At 38.3% G+C, this 18,733-nt stretch carries 14 protein-coding genes and 2 riboswitches; of the genes, 8 read left to right on the top strand and 6 right to left on the bottom strand.

Annotated elements, in window-relative coordinates:
• Window positions 1-450 precede the first annotated feature (450 nt).
• Window positions 451-1,596, bottom strand: coding sequence for a glycine cleavage system aminomethyltransferase GcvT (gcvT, locus tag AC21OH_RS07060; RefSeq protein ID WP_487370211.1), 1,146 nt, complete (start codon window positions 1,594-1,596; stop codon window positions 451-453).
• A gap of 354 nt (window positions 1,597-1,950) precedes the next feature.
• Window positions 1,951-2,148: riboswitch (glycine riboswitch) on the bottom strand.
• 161 nt (window positions 2,149-2,309) lie between these two features.
• A riboswitch (glycine riboswitch) is annotated at window positions 2,310-2,436 on the bottom strand.
• A gap of 279 nt (window positions 2,437-2,715) precedes the next feature.
• Between gcvT and AC21OH_RS07055 the strand changes: the two genes are divergently transcribed.
• From AC21OH_RS07055 to AC21OH_RS07035, 5 genes are all read left to right on the top strand, one after another.
• Complete coding sequence (locus AC21OH_RS07055) at window positions 2,716-3,036, top strand: YcgL domain-containing protein (RefSeq protein WP_487370212.1); 321 nt, start codon at window positions 2,716-2,718, stop codon at window positions 3,034-3,036.
• 305 nt (window positions 3,037-3,341) lie between these two features.
• Window positions 3,342-4,178 carry a DMT family transporter gene (locus tag AC21OH_RS07050; RefSeq protein ID WP_487370213.1) on the top strand — a complete coding sequence of 279 codons (837 nt, stop codon included), beginning with the start codon at window positions 3,342-3,344 and terminating at the stop codon, window positions 4,176-4,178.
• Window positions 4,179-4,638: 460 nt separating this feature from the next.
• A complete protein-coding gene (locus AC21OH_RS07045; protein WP_487370214.1) occupies window positions 4,639-5,505 on the top strand; it encodes an AAA family ATPase in 867 nt (288 codons plus the stop codon).
• Window positions 5,506-5,711: 206 nt separating this feature from the next.
• A complete protein-coding gene (locus AC21OH_RS07040; protein WP_487370215.1) occupies window positions 5,712-6,956 on the top strand; it encodes a vWA domain-containing protein in 1,245 nt (414 codons plus the stop codon).
• 33 nt (window positions 6,957-6,989) lie between these two features.
• Window positions 6,990-7,520 carry a septum formation family protein gene (locus AC21OH_RS07035; RefSeq protein ID WP_487370216.1) on the top strand — a complete coding sequence of 177 codons (531 nt, stop codon included), beginning with the start codon at window positions 6,990-6,992 and terminating at the stop codon, window positions 7,518-7,520.
• A 108-nt stretch (window positions 7,521-7,628) separates the two neighbouring features.
• Here AC21OH_RS07035 and AC21OH_RS07030 read toward each other — a convergent pair whose 3' ends face one another.
• The 5 genes from AC21OH_RS07030 to metG all read right to left on the bottom strand — a co-directional run bounded on the left by AC21OH_RS07030 (window position 7,629) and on the right by metG (window position 14,641).
• Window positions 7,629-8,423: an ABC transporter ATP-binding protein gene (locus tag AC21OH_RS07030; RefSeq protein ID WP_487370217.1), complete on the bottom strand. Its 795-nt coding sequence runs from the start codon at window positions 8,421-8,423 to the stop codon at window positions 7,629-7,631.
• Between the two features lie 80 nt (window positions 8,424-8,503).
• Window positions 8,504-9,400, bottom strand: a complete 897-nt coding sequence (locus tag AC21OH_RS07025; protein ID WP_486534859.1) for an ABC transporter permease — start codon at window positions 9,398-9,400, stop codon at window positions 8,504-8,506.
• Between the two features lie 571 nt (window positions 9,401-9,971).
• The gene (locus tag AC21OH_RS07020) at window positions 9,972-10,979 is read right to left on the bottom strand and encodes an ABC transporter substrate-binding protein (RefSeq protein ID WP_487370219.1); all 1,008 of its coding nucleotides are present in this window, start codon (window positions 10,977-10,979) and stop codon (window positions 9,972-9,974) included.
• 160 nt (window positions 10,980-11,139) lie between these two features.
• Window positions 11,140-12,129 (bottom strand): ABC transporter substrate-binding protein, encoded by a 990-nt coding sequence (locus tag AC21OH_RS07015; protein WP_487370220.1) that lies wholly within the window; start codon window positions 12,127-12,129, stop codon window positions 11,140-11,142.
• 412 nt (window positions 12,130-12,541) lie between these two features.
• Window positions 12,542-14,641: a methionine--tRNA ligase gene (gene metG / locus AC21OH_RS07010; RefSeq protein ID WP_487370221.1), complete on the bottom strand. Its 2,100-nt coding sequence runs from the start codon at window positions 14,639-14,641 to the stop codon at window positions 12,542-12,544.
• Window positions 14,642-15,095: 454 nt separating this feature from the next.
• Between metG and AC21OH_RS07005 the strand changes: the two genes are divergently transcribed.
• The 3 genes from AC21OH_RS07005 (at window position 15,096) to mgtE (ending at window position 18,319) form a co-directional block, all read left to right on the top strand.
• Entirely contained in the window at window positions 15,096-15,797 is a 702-nt protein-coding gene (locus AC21OH_RS07005) for a CoA transferase subunit A (RefSeq protein ID WP_486534863.1), read from the top strand.
• A 139-nt stretch (window positions 15,798-15,936) separates the two neighbouring features.
• The gene (locus AC21OH_RS07000) at window positions 15,937-16,572 is read left to right on the top strand and encodes a 3-oxoacid CoA-transferase subunit B (protein ID WP_486534864.1); all 636 of its coding nucleotides are present in this window, start codon (window positions 15,937-15,939) and stop codon (window positions 16,570-16,572) included.
• A gap of 409 nt (window positions 16,573-16,981) precedes the next feature.
• Entirely contained in the window at window positions 16,982-18,319 is a 1,338-nt protein-coding gene (mgtE, locus tag AC21OH_RS06995) for a magnesium transporter (protein WP_487370222.1), read from the top strand.
• The last annotated feature ends 414 nt before the right edge of the window (window positions 18,320-18,733 follow it).

The following is an 18,733-nucleotide window of genomic DNA, read 5'->3' as shown; positions in this document are numbered from 1 at the left end:
TTGATGATACTAATGGTAATGGTAATGGTACTGAATTTGATTTATAAAAAGTGCTTTTAAATAAGCTGCTTTTAACAAATTGGTTTAAAAACTACGTTATCTATCCGGCTCACTAAAATTTATATCATACCCGTCATTTTTAAACATGTATTTCTAATAGGGGCCAGATACCAAATAAATCTAAACGATATCGATGTATTATGCTACATAAACTCTTGAACGATATAAAGTATCGTACTGTATAAAAGGATTATTTGGACATGTAAACATTAGCGTATATAAAGGTTACTAGGGTCTGTTGAACATTCAAATATTAGGACTGCTGATAGCTAAAATTATTCCAAACTGTGTCTAATTTAAAGCTAATATATCTATATTATCTGCGAAATTATCTTTGTTTGAGGAAATCTATCTAATATATTTGCCACTTAACCCAATTGAAAACACGTCCTAGTCGAATTGCTTTTTGCCATTACGGACAAAAGGCAGTTTTACCAGACGTAGCTCAACAAACTTACCCTTACCGCGCAAATCGACCTTGAAATCGTCTTCAGCACTCACACTAGTAGGGACGCGTGCAATGGCTATAGACTGCTTTAGGGTAGGTGAGAAGGTGCCGCTAGTAACCACGCCTGTGGCTTCATCAGCAGTACCTTGATTGATGACAACCGTCATTCCTTCACGTAATACGCCACGAGTTTCGAGCAGTAGCCCAACTTGTTTCATCGCTTTACCGGTATCTTTGGCTTCTCTACGTTTTGAAACTAAAGCTTCACGTCCTACAAAATCACGGTCATCTTTTAATGCAAGCGTCCAGCCCATGTTGCATTCGTAAGGGCTGATAGACTCATCCATATCATGTCCATAAAGGTTCATACCCGCTTCCATACGCAGCGTATCTCGAGCGCCAAGTCCAGCTGGCTTCACACCATTTTGCACCAATAGACTAAAGAAGTCTTGTGCTTGGTCACCAGGCATAATGACTTCGACGCCATCTTCACCTGTGTAGCCTGTGCGTGCTACAAACCAATCATCGCCTTCAATAGAGGATAGATCAGCACCTACAAAGGGCTTTAAGCCTTCAAGCGTCTCTGCCCACAGTGGCTTAGCTTGTGCTAATTTTGAAATAGCATTAGGTCCTTGAATAGCTAACATAGCCAATTCTGGACGCTCGGTCAAAGTAACTTTGAAATCTTGCGCGAGTTTATTAAACTGCTGCAAGTCTTTATCTCGAGTAGCCGCATTTGAAACAATACGGTATTGAGTTTCATCTTCATTCATCATATAGACAATGAGGTCATCAATAATACCGCCATTTTCATTAAGCATGCCTGAATACAAAGCTTTACCAGCGTTTTTAAGTTTTGCTACATCATTTGCTAGTAGCTTTTGTAACCAAGCTTTTGCATCATTACCTTTAATATCAGTCACAATCATATGTGACACATCAAACATACCTGCGTCAGTACGTACAGCTTCATGTTCATCTATCTGTGAACCATAATGAATAGGTAATTCCCAACCTGAGAAATCAACTATCTTGCCGTTATTGTCTACATGAGACTGATATAGGGGAGTACGTTTTAAAGTTGTCATGACAAATCCTTGTGATATGTACGCAAGTTAAAGGGAGTAGATAGTTAAATTGAATATCAGATATATGTCTGTTAAGCCATCCAATAATTTTTATATTCAGCACTTATTTATTTATCAGTTATTTAATTATAAATAGTCTATTTTTCAATTGTTTATTTAGCAGTTTTTTATCTAGTGCATGCAATTAACAGACCTTAAAGTCGTTAAAAAGGTTTTTATAAGAAATTTTTTTAATAAAAACTGTGTATTAAAACTTTCATAAAAAAAGGGCAAGTAAATTAATAAGCATATTTAACCCAAACTATCAAAATGCTATAGGTCATTTTGATAGAATTAAAAGTGCTCTTTAATTTACTTGCCCCATCTGTCCTGTTACCTGAGATTTTCGGTGAAGTGTGTATGTAACACCAAGTTGAACCGCTAAATAGAAAAATTCCTATCGTTTAGCGCTAACAATCACCTTTTCCCCTTCGGTGGGTAGATGTCTAAACAATCGCGTAACTATAACGTTGGATCATTTAAGACTATGTACCACTCTCCAGATTTGTCATATATATTAATAGGTATTAGCAGGTTATAACGAGTATCTAAATTATTTCTATTTAAAGCGTTAAAACCATCTAATATGTGTTTAATATCAACGAAAGTGAATACGAAAGTCTAATTATTACTTATTGAGAAATAATCTTTACCAGTATTCGACACAACGTTTAATGAGTTAATCAGTCCATTTACCTGAGCGATTGGCAGGGTGCTTACGCCTTCGGTGGCAGTCTACTATAGTTGAAGTTATCAAAAACTAACGACATGTATATTACTGCGCTCTCCTGAGAAACGCTCTTATTATGAAAGGTAGTGGCAAATTTTACAAGTGATGAATATTTAAATGACTTAAGTGTTTATTTAGTCAGCTTAATCAGCGGTTTATATTCATCAGACTTTACTTATAGATTAATTAATTTAGCCAATATAATTTGCCACTATCATTATTATCAATACATAAGGTTACATTGAGTTTACAGACTAATCAGTTATCATAGGAATAATTAGCTAACCAATTTGTTAGCTTAAAATTTAGCTAAATAAAGTTAATTAAATAATAATTGAAGGTGATTATTAATGCATTGTGATATTTATAAATTTCCTAAGCATACAGAGATGTACGTATATATTGCTCGACCTGACTATCCAGATGATACCGATGAGATTCGTGATTGGTTGGGTGTATTACCCAAAGAGTTACGTCAAAGTTTAGGTGAGGGGAAGTTCTTAATGCATCTTAATTTAGAAGACACTAAAAAGCTTGCCAGAGTTGATAAAGATGAAGTCATTGAAAAGTTAAAATCGCAAGGATATTTTGTACAAACTCCGCCGTCGGATGTGTTGTTGGCTCAAGCTAACGCACGTCTTAAAGAAGGTCAAGATAAACGTTATGATTAACTGATACGGCTTATCGTTTATGATTCGTCTGGTAGCTGATAAGATTAGTAGTTACATGGCTGGTAGTTGATATGGCTGGTAGTTGATAAGGCTAAAAGTAAATAGAGGAAACGGGTAGTAACACTGAAAGTTATAATATTTAATTCATTCGTCTATTTATTTGGTTCAGGCTCATATCGTTTGCTTTAAAATTCTACGACTCATGGTAGAATATCAACCCAAAGATTTAAGTCGTTTGTAAAGCTTGAACACCTTAAATTATTTCATTCAAAAATATTATCTTTAAAAAGTAGGTTGAGCACTGCATGGACTGGTTGAAAAGTTTACTTTCTAAATTACCACTTGAGAATATCAGTGATGCTTTGGCTTCTGTCATATTTTGGTGGAGTCAGATGGTTGCAGATGTAGCGCCAAATATGCTGCCTTTGTATGCTTATGTTGGCTTCTCTATTGCAGTATTAATTTTATGGCTGTTTGTCGTTAAAGTCCTGCCTGCACCTTTAGGGGGTATGAGCTGGCTTGCAATATTTGCGATTTTGCTAACGCCTAGTACGGCTGTTGGTGATTCTGCTGAAATTGCACCGGCTAGTATTGGTGTGGTGTACGGGATAATAATGGGCAAACCTGATGTGGCCATTCAAAATCTATTGCCCATAATGGTGGTATTTGCGTCAGGCTTAGTACTTGGGTTTATTTGGCAAGTGATAAGAAGTATTATTGATAGAAGCTCTGACAAGTCAGAAGCACGCGCCGTAATTCAAGAACAAAATCATGTACAACTTGCTGCTGCAAACTACGCCAACGTGGTTCACGCGGATGACATTGATTACGATTCTGATGCCAATCAAAAAGCTATCAAAAAAGAAGATTTAAATAAAGAGCCTGATAATAACGAGCCTGATAATAAAGAGCCTGATAATAAAGAGCCAGTTAATAAAGAAGCTGTAAAACTTGAGGTTAATAATAAACCCTCAACCGACCCTAAGCCTGATACTCAAGTCATCGATATTGTGCCTAATACATCCTCTACTATAGTTCAAGATAGCTCGATTACGCGAAATAACCATGTAAAGCCTAGCCCAGACACAAATGGTCACCCTAATAAAGTCCAAGATAATAAGGGTCACGATAACAAGGTTTAGAATATAAGGGTTGGGATAGTAAGGGTTGGGTTAATAAGGTCTCTAATGATAGTGATTAAAAACATAGTTAAGTGTTTATTTACAAGCGCTCATTAAAATTTGGTTATATAGTCAGCTAAATACTAAACGGTTACGGTGTTAACCTTTAAGCTTACTATAGTAGTAATTGCATTCGGTTGCCTTGTAACCATTTTAGATTTATTTGAATTTAAGTGCTTACATCTAACAGAATATATGCCATCGTCACTTTTAGAACCATAAGTTCAAACTAAACCAAATCCTCGAAGTTATAAACCCTAAATAACTACTACATAAATAACTACTAATAAATATTATCGATATAAGTTTTTGGTCAACACTCCTAATTTTTTTAATACTTAAAAATTAACGCCATAATACACACCAATCAATTTATCTATTACTTAACATCCGTTTTATCCACTTTAGTGAGAAATCAATTATGACGCCATCTAATAATGCGAACCAAAACCAATTTACGGGTACGCAAAGCTACATTGCTACTGAAGATTTACAATTGGCAGTGAATGCCGCGATGACTCTGCAAAAGCCATTATTGATTAAAGGTGAGCCCGGGACTGGTAAAACCCTATTAGCAGAAGAGGTTGCCGAAAGCTTGGGTATGCCATTGATTACATGGCACATTAAATCAACCACGAAGGCTGAACAGGGTTTGTACGAGTATGATGCCGTATCACGATTACGTGATTCTCAATTGGGTGACGATAAAGTATATGATATTGGCAATTATATTAAACCCGGTAAATTGTGGGAAGCTTTTACTGCTGATAAGCGCTGTGTCCTATTGATTGATGAAATCGACAAAGCGGATATAGAGTTTCCAAATGATCTGCTACACGAGCTTGATAAGATGTCTTTTTATGTTTATGAAACAGGCGAGACCATAACCGCCGATAAGCGACCTGTGGTGATTATTACTTCTAATAATGAAAAAGAGCTGCCAGACGCCTTTTTACGCCGCTGCTTCTTCCATTACATTGACTTTCCAGATGAAAGCACGATGCGTCAAATTGTTGAGGTTCATTTTCCTAACATACAAGAAAAACTGGTCAATGATGCATTAGATGTCTTTTATAAGTTACGCGGTCTGCAAGGTCTCAAAAAACCACCTTCAACGTCAGAACTAGTTGATTGGTTAACGCTTTTATTAGCTGATGACATGGCTCAAGATGAATTGGAAGAGAACCTTCGCGGCGAGAAGTCTATTCCGCCATTATATGGGGCACTGCTCAAAAATGAAGCGGATATAACGCTGTTGCAGCGTTTTGCAAATATGATGAGCCGATAAGTACATTGGGTAAGTACGTTAGTCGCTGAGACGATACTTAATAATATTAAGTGCTAGTAGTTAATATAAGTAATGGTGGATGTTAGTAGTTGTGGGTGTTAGTAGTGGCTTAGTCATATCTGACTTATCTATTACCTCACATGATGAATAGGACTTAAAATGTACGCAACCTGTCATACGTTTTAAGCAATAAAGGTCAAGTTAATATGTTTGTAAAACTTTTTTATACCTTACGTACTTATGGTGTGCCGGTGAGTACTCGTGAGTTATTAGACCTTAATGCCGCGCTTGATAAAGGTTTAATGCGTCAGCCTCATCCTGAATTGTCAAAGCAATATCCAGAAGACAAAGATCTTTGGTATTTTGCAAGCCGTGAAGACATGTACCGTTTGATTAGATTATGCATGGTCAAGGACGAGCGACATTTTGATAAGTTTGACCGAGCGATGGCTGACTACTTTGAAGGTATTGATAGCCTTGATATAGACGAATTGATGTCAAAACTAACTGACATTCCGCAAGAATGGCTTGACCTTAAACTTGATCCGAAAAACTTAACGGAAGAGCAGCGCCGCTTATTAAATAAATACGGTTCGTTAGAAGAACTTATGAAAGCGTTAGATGAGCGTCTAAAAGAACAAAAAGAGCGTCATCAAGGTGGCAGTAAGTGGGTTGGAACCGGAGGCACGTCGCCATTTGGAGCCTATGGAGACCATCCTGAAGGCGTGAGAGTAGGGGGCGAGTCTCGTAAACGTAGTGCGGTCAAAGTTTGGGAGCAGCGTAAATACAAAGATTTGGATGATGATAAGCAGCTTGGCACACGTCAGCTACAACTGGCCTTACGCAATTTGCGACAATTTGCACGAACAGGCAGTGCAGATGAGCTCAATATCAATGAGACCATCAAGCGTACGGCAAAAAAAGGCATTCTCGATATCTATATGCAGCCTGAACGTCGTAATCGTGCAAAGGTTTTGATGCTGTTTGATATTGGGGGGAGTATGGATATGCACATCGAAGCCTTAGAAAGACTCTTCTCTGCCGCCAAAAACGAATTTAAGACGCTTGAATTTTTTTATTTCCATAATTGTTTGTACGATTATGTGTGGAAAAATAACCAGCGTCGTCATGCCGAACGTACCTCGACAATGGAGCTATTACAAAAGTATGGGAGAGAATATCGCGTTATTTTTGTTGGTGATGCCTCCATGTCGCCTTATGAGCTATATTCGGTAGGGGGCAGTGTCGAATATATGAATGCTGAACCGGGCGCAATATGGCTAAAAAGACTACTTGCTCATTTCGACAAAGTCGCTTGGCTTAATCCTGAAGATCAAGCTTACTGGCCCTATACGCACACTATAGGCGAAATTAAAAAAATTATGGACGGGCATATGTATCCAATGACGCTTCATGGCGTTGAAGACATGACCTCATATTTAGCCAGATAATCGCTTATCATAAAATGACATAGCTATTTACTTATGCGACAATTATTCATATCTTCCATGTTAATAGGACTGCTAGGGCTCACAGGTGTGGGGTGTAGTGATGATTTTATTACTCGTAATGGCAATGATACCAATAGTGATAACAACAGCGCGTCAAACTCAGCATTTATAGAAGAAGAGATATATCAATTACTGCCAGGCATGTGCTTTGATGACGCAAGCAAAAATAATGTAATTGTTGAAAGCAACCAAAATATATCAGTAACCAGTATTCCAATTTTATCTTGTTTAAAACCACATGATAATGAGATATTTTATACTTTCAACTTAGCAGATACTAAAGACTATACTGAGACACAAGCGCTGCTTAAAAGTATGGCTGAAAAGTGTATAGAACATTATGAGCCCTATATTGGTATTCCATATTACAAATCATATTATGAGCTATCGTATTTGAAACCGACCACTGAAAGCTGGAAAGAGGGTGATAGAGAGGTGGTATGCTATGTCTACGATCCATATGATAAAAAACTTACCCAGCCGCTAAGACATATCAAGAAATAATCTTTATTGATAATAACAACCAAAAATAAAGCCCATTTTATTAAATGGGCTTTATGCTTTTTTACTTATAAGTTATATAATTTATACCATAACACGAATCGCTCAAGTTTAACTTAAAATCAAGCTGTCATCTTCTACCTTTTCACCACGGGTTTTCTCGAACATATCTAACAAATCATGTACCGTCATGCCTTTGCGTTTGTCGCCTTCAACATCCAAAACGACTTGGCCTTGATGCAACATAATCGTACGGTCACCATGAGCAAGTGCTTGTTGCATAGAGTGCGTCACCATCATAGTAGTTAGATTATTATCTGTCACAATTTTGTCTGTAAGCTCTAATACGAAGGCGGCTGTTTTAGGGTCTAACGCTGCGGTATGCTCGTCCAACAGTAAGATCTTTGATGGTTGTAAAGATGCCATCAGTAGACTTACTGCTTGGCGTTGTCCGCCTGATAACAATCCCATTCTATCACTAAGGCGGTTTTCTAAACCAAGCTTTAGTATTGATAACTTCTCTTTAAACAAATCGCGGTTTTGACTATTTAATGCAAATTTAAGTCCACGTTTGCTACCGCGTTTATAAGCCAGTGCTAGATTTTCTTCAATGGTTAATGCTTCACACGTGCCAGCCATAGGGTCCTGAAACACACGGGCTACCCAGTGCGCACGCTGATGCGCAGATTTCTTTGTCACATCAATCCCATTTAATAGAACAGAGCCGCTATCAACGCGGGTAGTACCACTGACTGCATTTAAAAACGTTGATTTACCTGCACCATTCGTACCAATAACGGTAACAAACTCTCCTTCAGAGATATTCAAACTTATACAACGTAAGGCTGGGTTTTCAATAGGCGTACCTCGATTGAATGTTAATCGTAGGTCATTAGCTTGCATCATAAATGTTATCCTTATTATCTCAGCCCAATTCAATAAATCATTCTTTCAACAAATCTTATGGCACAAATACCAAATATGGACTAAGTACGGCGTGAAGACATAATTTTTGACTTAATAGAGGGCAGTTGTAGTGCTATAACGACTAATAGTGCGGTAATCAAGTTCAAATCTTGCGAGCCAAACCCTATACTGCGTAGTGTGTCACTAGATAACGCAACTTGAATAAACAGCTTGTAAATAACCGCGCCTAATATAACGGCAAATGTTATCAGCCATATACGTTTGGCAGGGATAATGGTTTCGCCAATAATAACAGCCGCCAAACCTATGACGATTGTACCAATACCAATTGAGATATCAGCACCGCCCTGAGTTTGTACAAATAAAGCACCGCCCAGCGCGATGAGCGCATTAGAAATAGCCATACCTACAACAGTCATGACGGAGGTATTAATTCCTTGCGCTTGAGCCATTTTTAAATTAGAACCTGTAGCGCGCATTGATAGACCCGACTCGGTATTGAAAAACCAATCAAGCACTAGCTTTGCAATAACAACCACAACACCAACGATAACGCAGCGCATCCAGTAGCCATTTTCATTAGTAACTAAGGTACTAAATACCGTTTCTTCACCAAGCAGCGGTAAGTTTGGTGCGCCCATAATGCGTAGATTTACGGAATATAAAGCCACCATTACCAGAATACTGGCTAATAATTGTAAGATACCAAGTTTGACATGAAGCCATGCCGTGACCACACCTGCAGCCGCACCCGCTAGCATTCCTAGTCCACAGGCAACCCATGGGTCTATACCCGACACAATAGAGATACCAGCCACAGCGCCACCTAATGGAAAGCTACCATCAGCGGTTAAGTCAGGAAAATCAAGAATACGAAATGAGAGAAGAACGCCTAAGGCTACTAGCGCGTATATTAGACCACTTTCAAGAGCACCAAAAAAAGCAATGAGAGACATAAGAGAGGTAAAGACCGCTTAGTGTTTAGCAAGCTGACTGAATAAAATACTATGAGTAGTAGATACTTCATATTGCTAATTATATCTAATTTATAAACAGTTCTATTTTATAAACAGTTCTAATTAATAGCTACTTCGATAGTACGATGTCAGACAGTAAGCCAAGGTGGATTTAACAGATTAAACAATCTGCACTTATAGTAAACCTGTGAGCATTATGTATAGTTAAAGAAATCCAAAATAGTTACAAGACAACCTAATGCAAGGACTACTATAGTAGGGCGAGCGAGGTTAACTCCGTAACCGTTTAGTATTTCGCTGACTATATATGCAATATAAATGTTGTCATCATAGTACCCAAAAAAACAAGTTAAAGCCTATTTAAAATAGGGGGTATTTTAGCAAACTATTTTAAAATTAAACAATATAAAAAGAGCACACGATAGTCGTCATGTGCTCTTTTAAAGAAATTAAAACTTATGTATTAAATAATTAGTATCTATTTATAACGTTATCTATAACGCTTTCAATAGCACATAGAGGGTTGCTATCGAATAATATTGTGAATTCTTTATTCGATTATTTCTTTGGCATTGTCTAGAACTTCTTGAGGTATGGTAATCCCTTGTTCTTCAGCATGCTTAGGACTAACATACAGGTCAAGCGAGCTAGCTGTGTATACAGGAATGCTACCTGCTTCTTCACCATTTAATATACGAGCGACCAATTTACCCGTTTCACGTCCTAAATCGTGGTAGTTCACCCCAAGGGCGGCAACTGCACCACGCTCTACTGAACTCGTATCAGATGCAACTAATGGCACCTTACTTTCATTCGCCACTTGATATAATGACTCATAAGCAGAAACAACGTTATTATCGGTAGAGGTATAAATCACATCGACTTTATCTGCAATACTACGAGCAGCCATGGCAATGTCATTGCTTTTTTGCGCAGGTGCAGAATGAACAGTGATGCCCATAGGCTCAAGTTGAGATTCAAGATTTTTTAGTACAATCGTTGAATTAACTTCACCTGGGCTGTAAACATATCCAACATTTTTAAGATCAGGTATCAATTGATTCATAAGCTCAATCTGTGGAGCATAAGGCAGGGCATCTGATGAGCCAGTCACATTTGTACCAGAACCTTCTGTGCTATCCAATAGCTTAGCTTCAACCGGATCGGTGACGGCAGAGAATACTAATGGGATAGACGTCGTTGCAGCAGCAACTGATTGTGCAGAGGGGGTTGCAATTGCGACGATAACGTCTGGGTTGTCTCCAACAAACTGTTTGGCTATCTGTCCAGCTGTTGCGGTATTACCTTGAGCGCTTTGAAAATTAATATTTAAATTCTCACCTTCTTTAAAGCCTTGTTCTGCAAGCTCTTCAATAACCCCTTTACGAACATCGTCTAATGCAGGATGTTCAACGATGGCAGTAATCGCTACTTCTTTAACATCTACGGCGTCTTCATCAGTACCCGTATCGGTAGCCTGTTCATTACAACCTGTTAATATTGCGGCTGCAAAACCTGCCCACATGAATGATTTTATAAAACGGTTTGGGTTATACATCGATTTTCTCTCCTAAATAAAAATACTCAATAATAATTTTAAATTAACTATTAATAAAAGTTTTGCTTATGTAATAAACGCTGTAGTCAAAGCTGTAGTATGCGCGTCATTCCCTAAAGTTTTTTAACTGGATTGTTTATACTGGACTTATTATAGAATGCTATGGAATGGTAGATTTTGTTTCATCAACATTGTTGGCATCTTTCATAACAGACTCGTCTAAAGTAACACCCTGCTGTTTTGCATGTTTTGGACTGGCATATAAAGTTAATGTATTCATTATTGAAGGCTCAATATCTGTGATGGCCTCACCATTTAGTACGCGGTAGACCATTTTGCCAGTCACACGTCCAAAGTCATAGTCATTAACACCTAGAGCCGCTGTAGCACCACGTCGAACACTAAATTCATCCGAAGTGATGACTGGGATTTTCATTTCATTTGCGGCGCCCGCCAGGCTTTCAAAGGCGGATATCACGTTGTTATCAAGTGAGGTATAGATCACATCAGCTCGACCCTGTAAGCTACGAGCTGCCATAGCTACGTCAGTCGGGCGGTTAGCCGTCACATCCAAGATTTCTAAACCCCGTGCAGGAGCAGCTTCTTGTAGCTGTTTTAATACAGCAACCGAATTGGCTTCTCCCGGGCTATATACGTAACCTATAGTCTTAGCATCTGGTACGATTTTTTGGATTAAATCTAGTGGTGGTTCAATAGGTAACTGGCTTGATAGCCCTGTAACATTGGACTGAATGGGGTCATTATTCTCATCTATTAATTTTGCAGCAAGGGGGTCTGATATGGCGGTGTAGATGACGGGTATATCAGAGGTTGAAGCCACAATGCTTTGAGCAGAAGGAGTTGATATTGCTACAATAACGTCAGGTCTATCGCCTACGAATTGTTTAGCAATTTGTCCTGCTGTTGCTGTGTTACCTTGAGCGGTTTGAAAGTTAATGTTTAAGTTATCATTTTCAACATAATTATTTGCAGCAAGCTCTTCAATAATACCCCGGCGTATTTCATCTAATGAGGGGTGCTCAACAATTTGGGTGATAGCGACTGTTTTGGTTTCGAGCTTCGTATCTTCTGTGGTGTCATCTACTTGGATAGTATTGTCACAACCGGTTATCCCTAATCCAAATGCCATTAATCCAGCGGCTAAATAGCTAGATTTAATAGATTTAGGTTTATTGCAACTAAGTTTATGAATATTAGGTTTATTACAATGTATTGATGAAAGAATAGGTTTCGATTGAAAGATAGATGGTAAGAAAGTAATCATTAACATAGTTCTTATCACTCAAGTCATAAATAGAATATGTAAGCTTATATTACGATAATGTAACATAACTTTTTATACAATTGAGATTTAAATTGAAGTTTTGATAATAAAACCCATTGAATAAACGCCATAACTAAATAAAGCTACTGTATATACAGTAGCTCTAATATCAGATTAAAAAAACCATACATTTAAGATGAATTTAAATTAAGACGTACTTGGGATGAAAACCTACTATTAACTAAGTTTAAATTATAAACTTAGAGATTCACAAAATTTAAGCCAATTTATCACCCACTTGGCACGCGTCAGGTAGCGTTATAACGACCAACCCAGTTTTAGGATCTCCAGAAGATAAAATCATACCCTCAGAAACCCCAAATTTCATTTTCCGCGGTGCTAGATTAGTAACGCAGATGACTTTTTTATCTCTAAGCTGATCAGGCTCATAGAATTTACGAATACCACTAAATACATTGATAGGCGCACCTTTACCAATATCTAAAGTAAACTGAAGCAGTTTATCAGCGCCCTCAACATAATTGCATTCAAGCACTTTAGCAACCGTCATTTCAACTTTAGTAAAATCATCGAATTCAATTTGATTTGTCCCATCCATTGATTTAGCAGAATCAGATTTAGCAGAATCAGTTTGGTTAGCACCTGACTTAACAACTGGCGCTATCGCCGCTAAGTCCTGTTTGGATTCTTCCACCATAGCATCAATTTGGGATTGCTCAATACGCTGCATCAAGGGTTTGAATTTATTGATCTTATGAGTTAAAAGCAGCTCATGACGACTTGCAAAGCTTAAATCATCGATGTTCAAAAATGTTTTGGCGTTTTGTGTTAGCTCAGGCAGTACAGGGGCTAAATACACCATTAATTGGCGGAAGATATTAATAGCAACCGAACAAACCTCTTGTACTTCTTGCTCCTTGCCGTCTTCTTTAGCCATTGCCCAAGGTTTTTTACTATCTATATATTCATTGGCTTTGTCAGCGCACTGCATAATAAGGCGCATCGCACGACTAAACTCACGGTTTTCATAGGCTGCTGCAATGTCTTCACCTGTTCGGACAATACCGTTAACTAACTCAGGCTCAGCGCAGCTTTCTGATAACATACCATCGTATTTTTTAACAATAAAACCGGCACTACGACTGGCAATGTTAACGACTTTACCGACCATATCTGAATTTACCTTTTGCATAAAGTCTGTAAAATCAAGGTTAATGTCTTCTACTTTGTCGCTAAGTTTGCTTGCAAAATAATATCTTAAATATTCAGGATGAAGGTGTTTTGTAAACGTTTCTGCTTGAATAAATGTCCCGCGTGATTTGCTCATTTTGTCGCCATTAACCATCAAAAACCCGTGCGCAAAAACGCCAGTGGGCGTACGGAACTGAGCACCTGAAAGCATCGCCGGCCAGAATAAGGCATGGAAATATACAATATCTTTACCAATAAAGTGATAAAGCTCTGTTTTATGCTGATTTTCTTCTAACCAATAATCATCAAAGTTAAGTTTAGGTAGCTGCGGGTCATTAGCATCGTTTCGTTTGTCACATAGGTTTTTAAAACTGGCCATGTAACCTACGGGTGCGTCAAGCCAGACGTAAAAATACTTATCAGGCTCATCAGCAGGCGTATCAGGTATTTTAAAACCAAAATATGGCGCATCTCGAGAAATATCCCAGTTGGCTAGACCCGCTTCGAACCATTCTTGAAGCTTGTTAGACACCGAAGGTTGTAAACGTTCATCATCTTTAGTCCACTGGCGTAAGAAACTTTCAAATTCTGGTAAGTTGAAGAAATAGTGTTTTGAAGTTTTTAAAATAGGCGCTGAGCCTGACAGCGTTGAGTATGGGTTTTTTAGTTCAGTAGCGTTATAGGTTGTACCGCAAACTTCACAATTATCGCCGTATTGATCCTGAGCGGCGCATTCAGGGCATTCGCCTTTTACAAACCGATCGGCTAAAAATATCTTTCTTTCGGGATCAAAAAGCTGTTCAACATCTTGAGTCGATATATGACCTTCTGCATTTAAACGACGATAAATGAGCTCAGAAAACTCACGGTTTTCTTCTGAATGCGTGGTGTGATAATTATCAAAATTAATCAGAAATTTACTAAAATCAGCTTCATGCGAAGCTTTGACATCCGCAATGAGCTCTTCTGGTGTGATGTCATTGGATTCTGCTTTTAACATAATGGCAGTGCCATGCGCATCGTCGGCACAAACATACGTAACTTGGTGACCCTGCGCCTTCATCGCGCGTACCCAGACATCCGTTTGAATATATTCAACTAAATGACCTAAATGAATAGGTCCATTTGCATAAGGTAAGGCACTGGTAACTAAAATTTGACGCACAAAATCACCTATTTAATTTATTAGTTTTTAAAAGTAATTAAAAATATTCTATGTGCGCCTATGATAACTCAAATGGCATAAAAATGTGAATTAACCCTGTGTAAAAAGGGCTTAATGCTTATTGAGCAGGATAGAGTGTTTGAATTGGGTTTTTAAAGATTTTAGGTTTTGAATAAAGTGATAGAGTAAAGGGGACGAGCATGCGTACCGTTTAAAGCGCTCTTTGAACTGTTGATGATGGTTATTTCAAATACTATTAAAACTTAAGGATCAAGCAAATAAAACTTAAGGGTCAAGCAGATTTTAACCATATATTGATGCAGTTTACAGATGTACTTTTATGATGAGTCGTACTATAGTTGGTATCCCATAGGATTAAACTTTTATGTAGTCATCGGCTATAAAGTTAACTTATTCCTATTAATTAAATATTGATTCAAACAAGGAGAGAATAATGGGTCAATCAAAAGTGTATGATACTGCAGAATCAGCGCTAAAAGATGTTATTAAAGACCATCAGACTTTAGCCATTGGAGGGTTTGGATTATGTGGTATTCCAGAAGCTTTGATTTTGGCATTACGAGACAGTGGTGTAAAAGAACTAACTTGCATTAGTAATAACGCAGGTGTAGATGATTTTGGTTTAGGGCTACTGCTACAAACTCGTCAAATCAAAAAAATGATCTCATCTTATGTGGGAGAGAACAAAGAGTTTGAACGTCAGTATCTTGGTGGAGAGCTTGAGGTGGAGCTGACACCTCAAGGGACGTTGGCTGAGAAGCTGCGTTCAGGAGGTGCAGGCATCCCAGCTTTTTATACCGCTACTGGAGTGGGTACACAAATTGCTGAAGGTAAAGAAGTTAGAGAATTTGATGGGCGGACTTATGTCCTTGAACATTCACTGACTGCTGATGTGGCATTAGTTAAAGCACAAAAGGCAGATAAATCAGGTAATTTGATTTTTAATAAAACAGCCCGTAATTTCAATCCAGATTGTGCAATGGCTGGCAAGTATACTATTGCTGAGGTTGAGGAAATCGTCGATATTGGTGAGCTTGATCCAGATGAGATTCATCTACCAGGAATTTTTGTGCAAAGATTAGTACTTAATGCTCATCCTGAGAAGCGTATTGAGAAAGTGACTGTTAAAGCGTAGTACTGAATAAACAGTAGTGCTAAATATACAGTAGCATTGGATAAAAAACAGCACTGAATCATTAGTATATGAATCGCGTAGATATCAAAGTAGCTTTTTATAAATTAGTAGCTTTTATAAATTTGAAGGGAGTTTGAACATGGTATGGAACAGAGAGCAAATGGCACAGCGTGCTGCCAAAGAATTAGAAGATGGTTTTTATGTTAACTTAGGAATAGGCTTACCTACCATGGTAGCCAATTATATTCCAGAAGGAATGGATGTTTGGTTGCAGTCAGAAAATGGTTTATTGGGTATTGGTGAGTTTCCCACTGAGGATAACGTTGATCCAGATTTAATTAACGCAGGTAAGCAAACAGTAACTGCAAAGCTTGGGTCAAGCTTTTTTGGTAGCTCGGACTCATTTGCTATGATTCGAGGTGGGCATGTTAATTTGGCAATCCTTGGGGCGATGGAAGTCTCTGAAAAAGGAGATTTGGCCAATTGGATGATTCCTGGAAAAATGGTGAAAGGTATGGGCGGCGCTATGGATTTAGTCGCAGGCGTTCAGAAGGTAATAGTGTTGATGGAACAAACCAATAAACATGGAGACCCAAAAATCCTATCTGAGTGTCAGCTGCCGTTAACTGGTGAAAAAGTAGTAGATCGTATTATTACCGAACTTGCCGTATTAGATGTTACTGATGAGGGTCTTACTTTAGTAGAATTAGCAGAAGGTGTCAGCTTTGATGAGTTGCAAGCGAATACCCCTGTTAAAGTACATCGTCGTCACTAGGTATTGGGATTGTGATTAACAACCAAGCTAAAGTAAAAATGTTTAAATAGCTAGCCTTTACGAACATAAATAATAAACAGCTATTAGTTTGAATAGCAGGTTTTAAGTACATGAGCGCTTCTAATACAAAGGCTTAAAGTTACCACTTTAAGCCTTTGTTAGTTGCAACAGTAATGACAGAATTTAATATAAGTCGTGCTTTTAACAGAGCCTCACTTGTTATTAAATGGTCAATGGCATAGCATCATGCCATATCAAATGCTGTGTATAGATTTATTCTAAACTCAGCTAAGCTTTTCACTTATTTGTTGTCTACTTATTAGTTTTTACTTTAAATAATGCCATCTATTTCGCTAACTTATTATTAGTATATGATAGCTTAGCGCTGGGTTGTATGGAGTAATAAATCATGAATTATAGTGCTTTGGCAAACTCTTTAAGTCAGTCCATCGCTGAGCAGAATTTTGATAAAGCGACTGAATTAGTTAGTCATATGCGTCCAATCGACATCGCAGATACGTTAGCGCTTATGAAGCCTAAACACGCGTGGCAATTACTTGAGAAGTTACCGAGTCGAGCTGCTGTATTTTCGTTTTTAAAAGCGCACAATCAAGTTCAAATATCTTATGAGTTTCCACGTGCTGAACTGGCTGAGCTAATGGGTGAGATGCCCTCAGATCGACGTACAGATTTATACAAACAGCTCGATAAAGAACAACAAGAAGCCTTGTTGCCAGCCTTAGCGCAGGCAAAACGAGAAGACATCCGTAGGTTGTCTGTTTATGAGGAGCGTACAGCGGGGGCAATAATGACCTCGGATTACGCGGTGCTTAGGAGAGATCTAACCGTAGATGAGGCTTTGGAGACATTAAGACTTGAAGCCCCTGATGCAGAAACCATCTATCAAGCTTACGTCGTCGATGATGCGCGCAAGCTAAAAGGTGTGGTATCGCTACGGACTCTAATTTTGGCCACGCCAAATGAAGTAATAGCAAATATTATGTCAGAGTCAGTAATATCTTGTGACGTTAATGAAGATCAAGAAGCGGTGTCTAAAGTCATTGCACGCTACGATCTCATTGCTTTACCTATTGTTGATGAGCAGGGTGCATTAGTCGGTATAGTGACACACGATGATGCGATGGATGTGGTAAGAGATGAAGCCACTGATGACTTTCATAAGTCAGGTGGAGTTTCAAGCTTAGTCGGCAGTTTCAAAGAGACCAGTATCCGCCTCTTATACCGCAAACGGGTTTTTTGGTTGGTATTACTGGTTTTTGGTAATTTGATATCTGGCATGGGTATCTCCCATTACGAAGACGTCATCGCATCGAATTTGGTTTTGGTGTTCTTTCTGCCTCTTTTGGTGGATAGTGGCGGCAACGCAGGGTCGCAATCTGCAACACTTATGGTGAGAGCCTTAGCCACAGGAGAGGTTGTGATGCGAGACTGGTTTTCTTTACTCGGACGAGAAGCCTTGGTGGCACTAATGCTTGGTGTAACCATGGCAGTTGCTGTCTCAATCATTGGTTATATACGCGGTGATGCAGTGGTGTCAGTAGTATTGGCATTAAGTATGATGTCTGTGGTCATGATTGGGTGTGTGATTGGCATGAGTTTGCCATTTATATTGAATAAATTGGGATTTGACCCTGCTAGTGCCAGCGCACCTTTAATCACATCTGTCTGTGATGCTTCTGGCGTCATAATTTATTTATTTATTGCGGCCCAATTTTTACCTTTATAGGTTTTAATTTTTTATCTATATAAATGATCTTTACGAGCAATTGAGATTCTACAAATCATCAAGCAGCATATCTATAGATGATTCTTTAAATAATTAAAAATAGAATAACCAGAATAATAGCGAGGAAATAACAAGTTTATTTTTAGTGCAACTTAAGTGAATAGTAAAAAGGTAGCTACTTATAATTAAAACCATATCAGCGTAAACGCGTATAATACTTTATTGTACTCGTAATACTAGGGGCTGTATAGAATTGATTAGTTAGGACTGCTGATAGCTAAAATCGTTCTAGACTAGGCACACTCCGACGCTAATGCCCGAAGCGTATTGAACCTTGGCTAGGTTTAAAACAACGTCTAGAACGATTTTAGCATCAGCCTTACAGGGCGGAACTATTTTTTGCCAATATATTGT

The sequence above is a fragment of the Psychrobacter sp. CX10 genome (assembly GCF_057621575.2).
The sequence above is the reverse complement of the archived record's forward strand: the minus strand, read 5'-3'. Positions and strand labels throughout refer to the sequence as shown.

Coding starts and splice junctions, on each gene's coding strand:
- AC21OH_RS07040 (WP_487370215.1), top strand. CDS start 5,712: ATGTTTGTAAAACTTTTTTATACCTTACGTACTTATGGTGTGCCGGTG.
- gcvT (WP_487370211.1), bottom strand. CDS start 1,596: ATGACAACTTTAAAACGTACTCCCCTATATCAGTCTCATGTAGACAAT.
- AC21OH_RS07025 (WP_486534859.1), bottom strand. CDS start 9,400: ATGTCTCTCATTGCTTTTTTTGGTGCTCTTGAAAGTGGTCTAATATAC.
- AC21OH_RS07005 (WP_486534863.1), top strand. CDS start 15,096: ATGGGTCAATCAAAAGTGTATGATACTGCAGAATCAGCGCTAAAAGAT.
- AC21OH_RS07045 (WP_487370214.1), top strand. CDS start 4,639: ATGACGCCATCTAATAATGCGAACCAAAACCAATTTACGGGTACGCAA.
- AC21OH_RS07000 (WP_486534864.1), top strand. CDS start 15,937: ATGGTATGGAACAGAGAGCAAATGGCACAGCGTGCTGCCAAAGAATTA.
- mgtE (WP_487370222.1), top strand. CDS start 16,982: ATGAATTATAGTGCTTTGGCAAACTCTTTAAGTCAGTCCATCGCTGAG.
- AC21OH_RS07035 (WP_487370216.1), top strand. CDS start 6,990: ATGCGACAATTATTCATATCTTCCATGTTAATAGGACTGCTAGGGCTC.
- AC21OH_RS07055 (WP_487370212.1), top strand. CDS start 2,716: ATGCATTGTGATATTTATAAATTTCCTAAGCATACAGAGATGTACGTA.
- AC21OH_RS07015 (WP_487370220.1), bottom strand. CDS start 12,129: ATGGCATTTGGATTAGGGATAACCGGTTGTGACAATACTATCCAAGTA.
- AC21OH_RS07030 (WP_487370217.1), bottom strand. CDS start 8,423: ATGATGCAAGCTAATGACCTACGATTAACATTCAATCGAGGTACGCCT.
- AC21OH_RS07020 (WP_487370219.1), bottom strand. CDS start 10,979: ATGTATAACCCAAACCGTTTTATAAAATCATTCATGTGGGCAGGTTTT.
- AC21OH_RS07050 (WP_487370213.1), top strand. CDS start 3,342: ATGGACTGGTTGAAAAGTTTACTTTCTAAATTACCACTTGAGAATATC.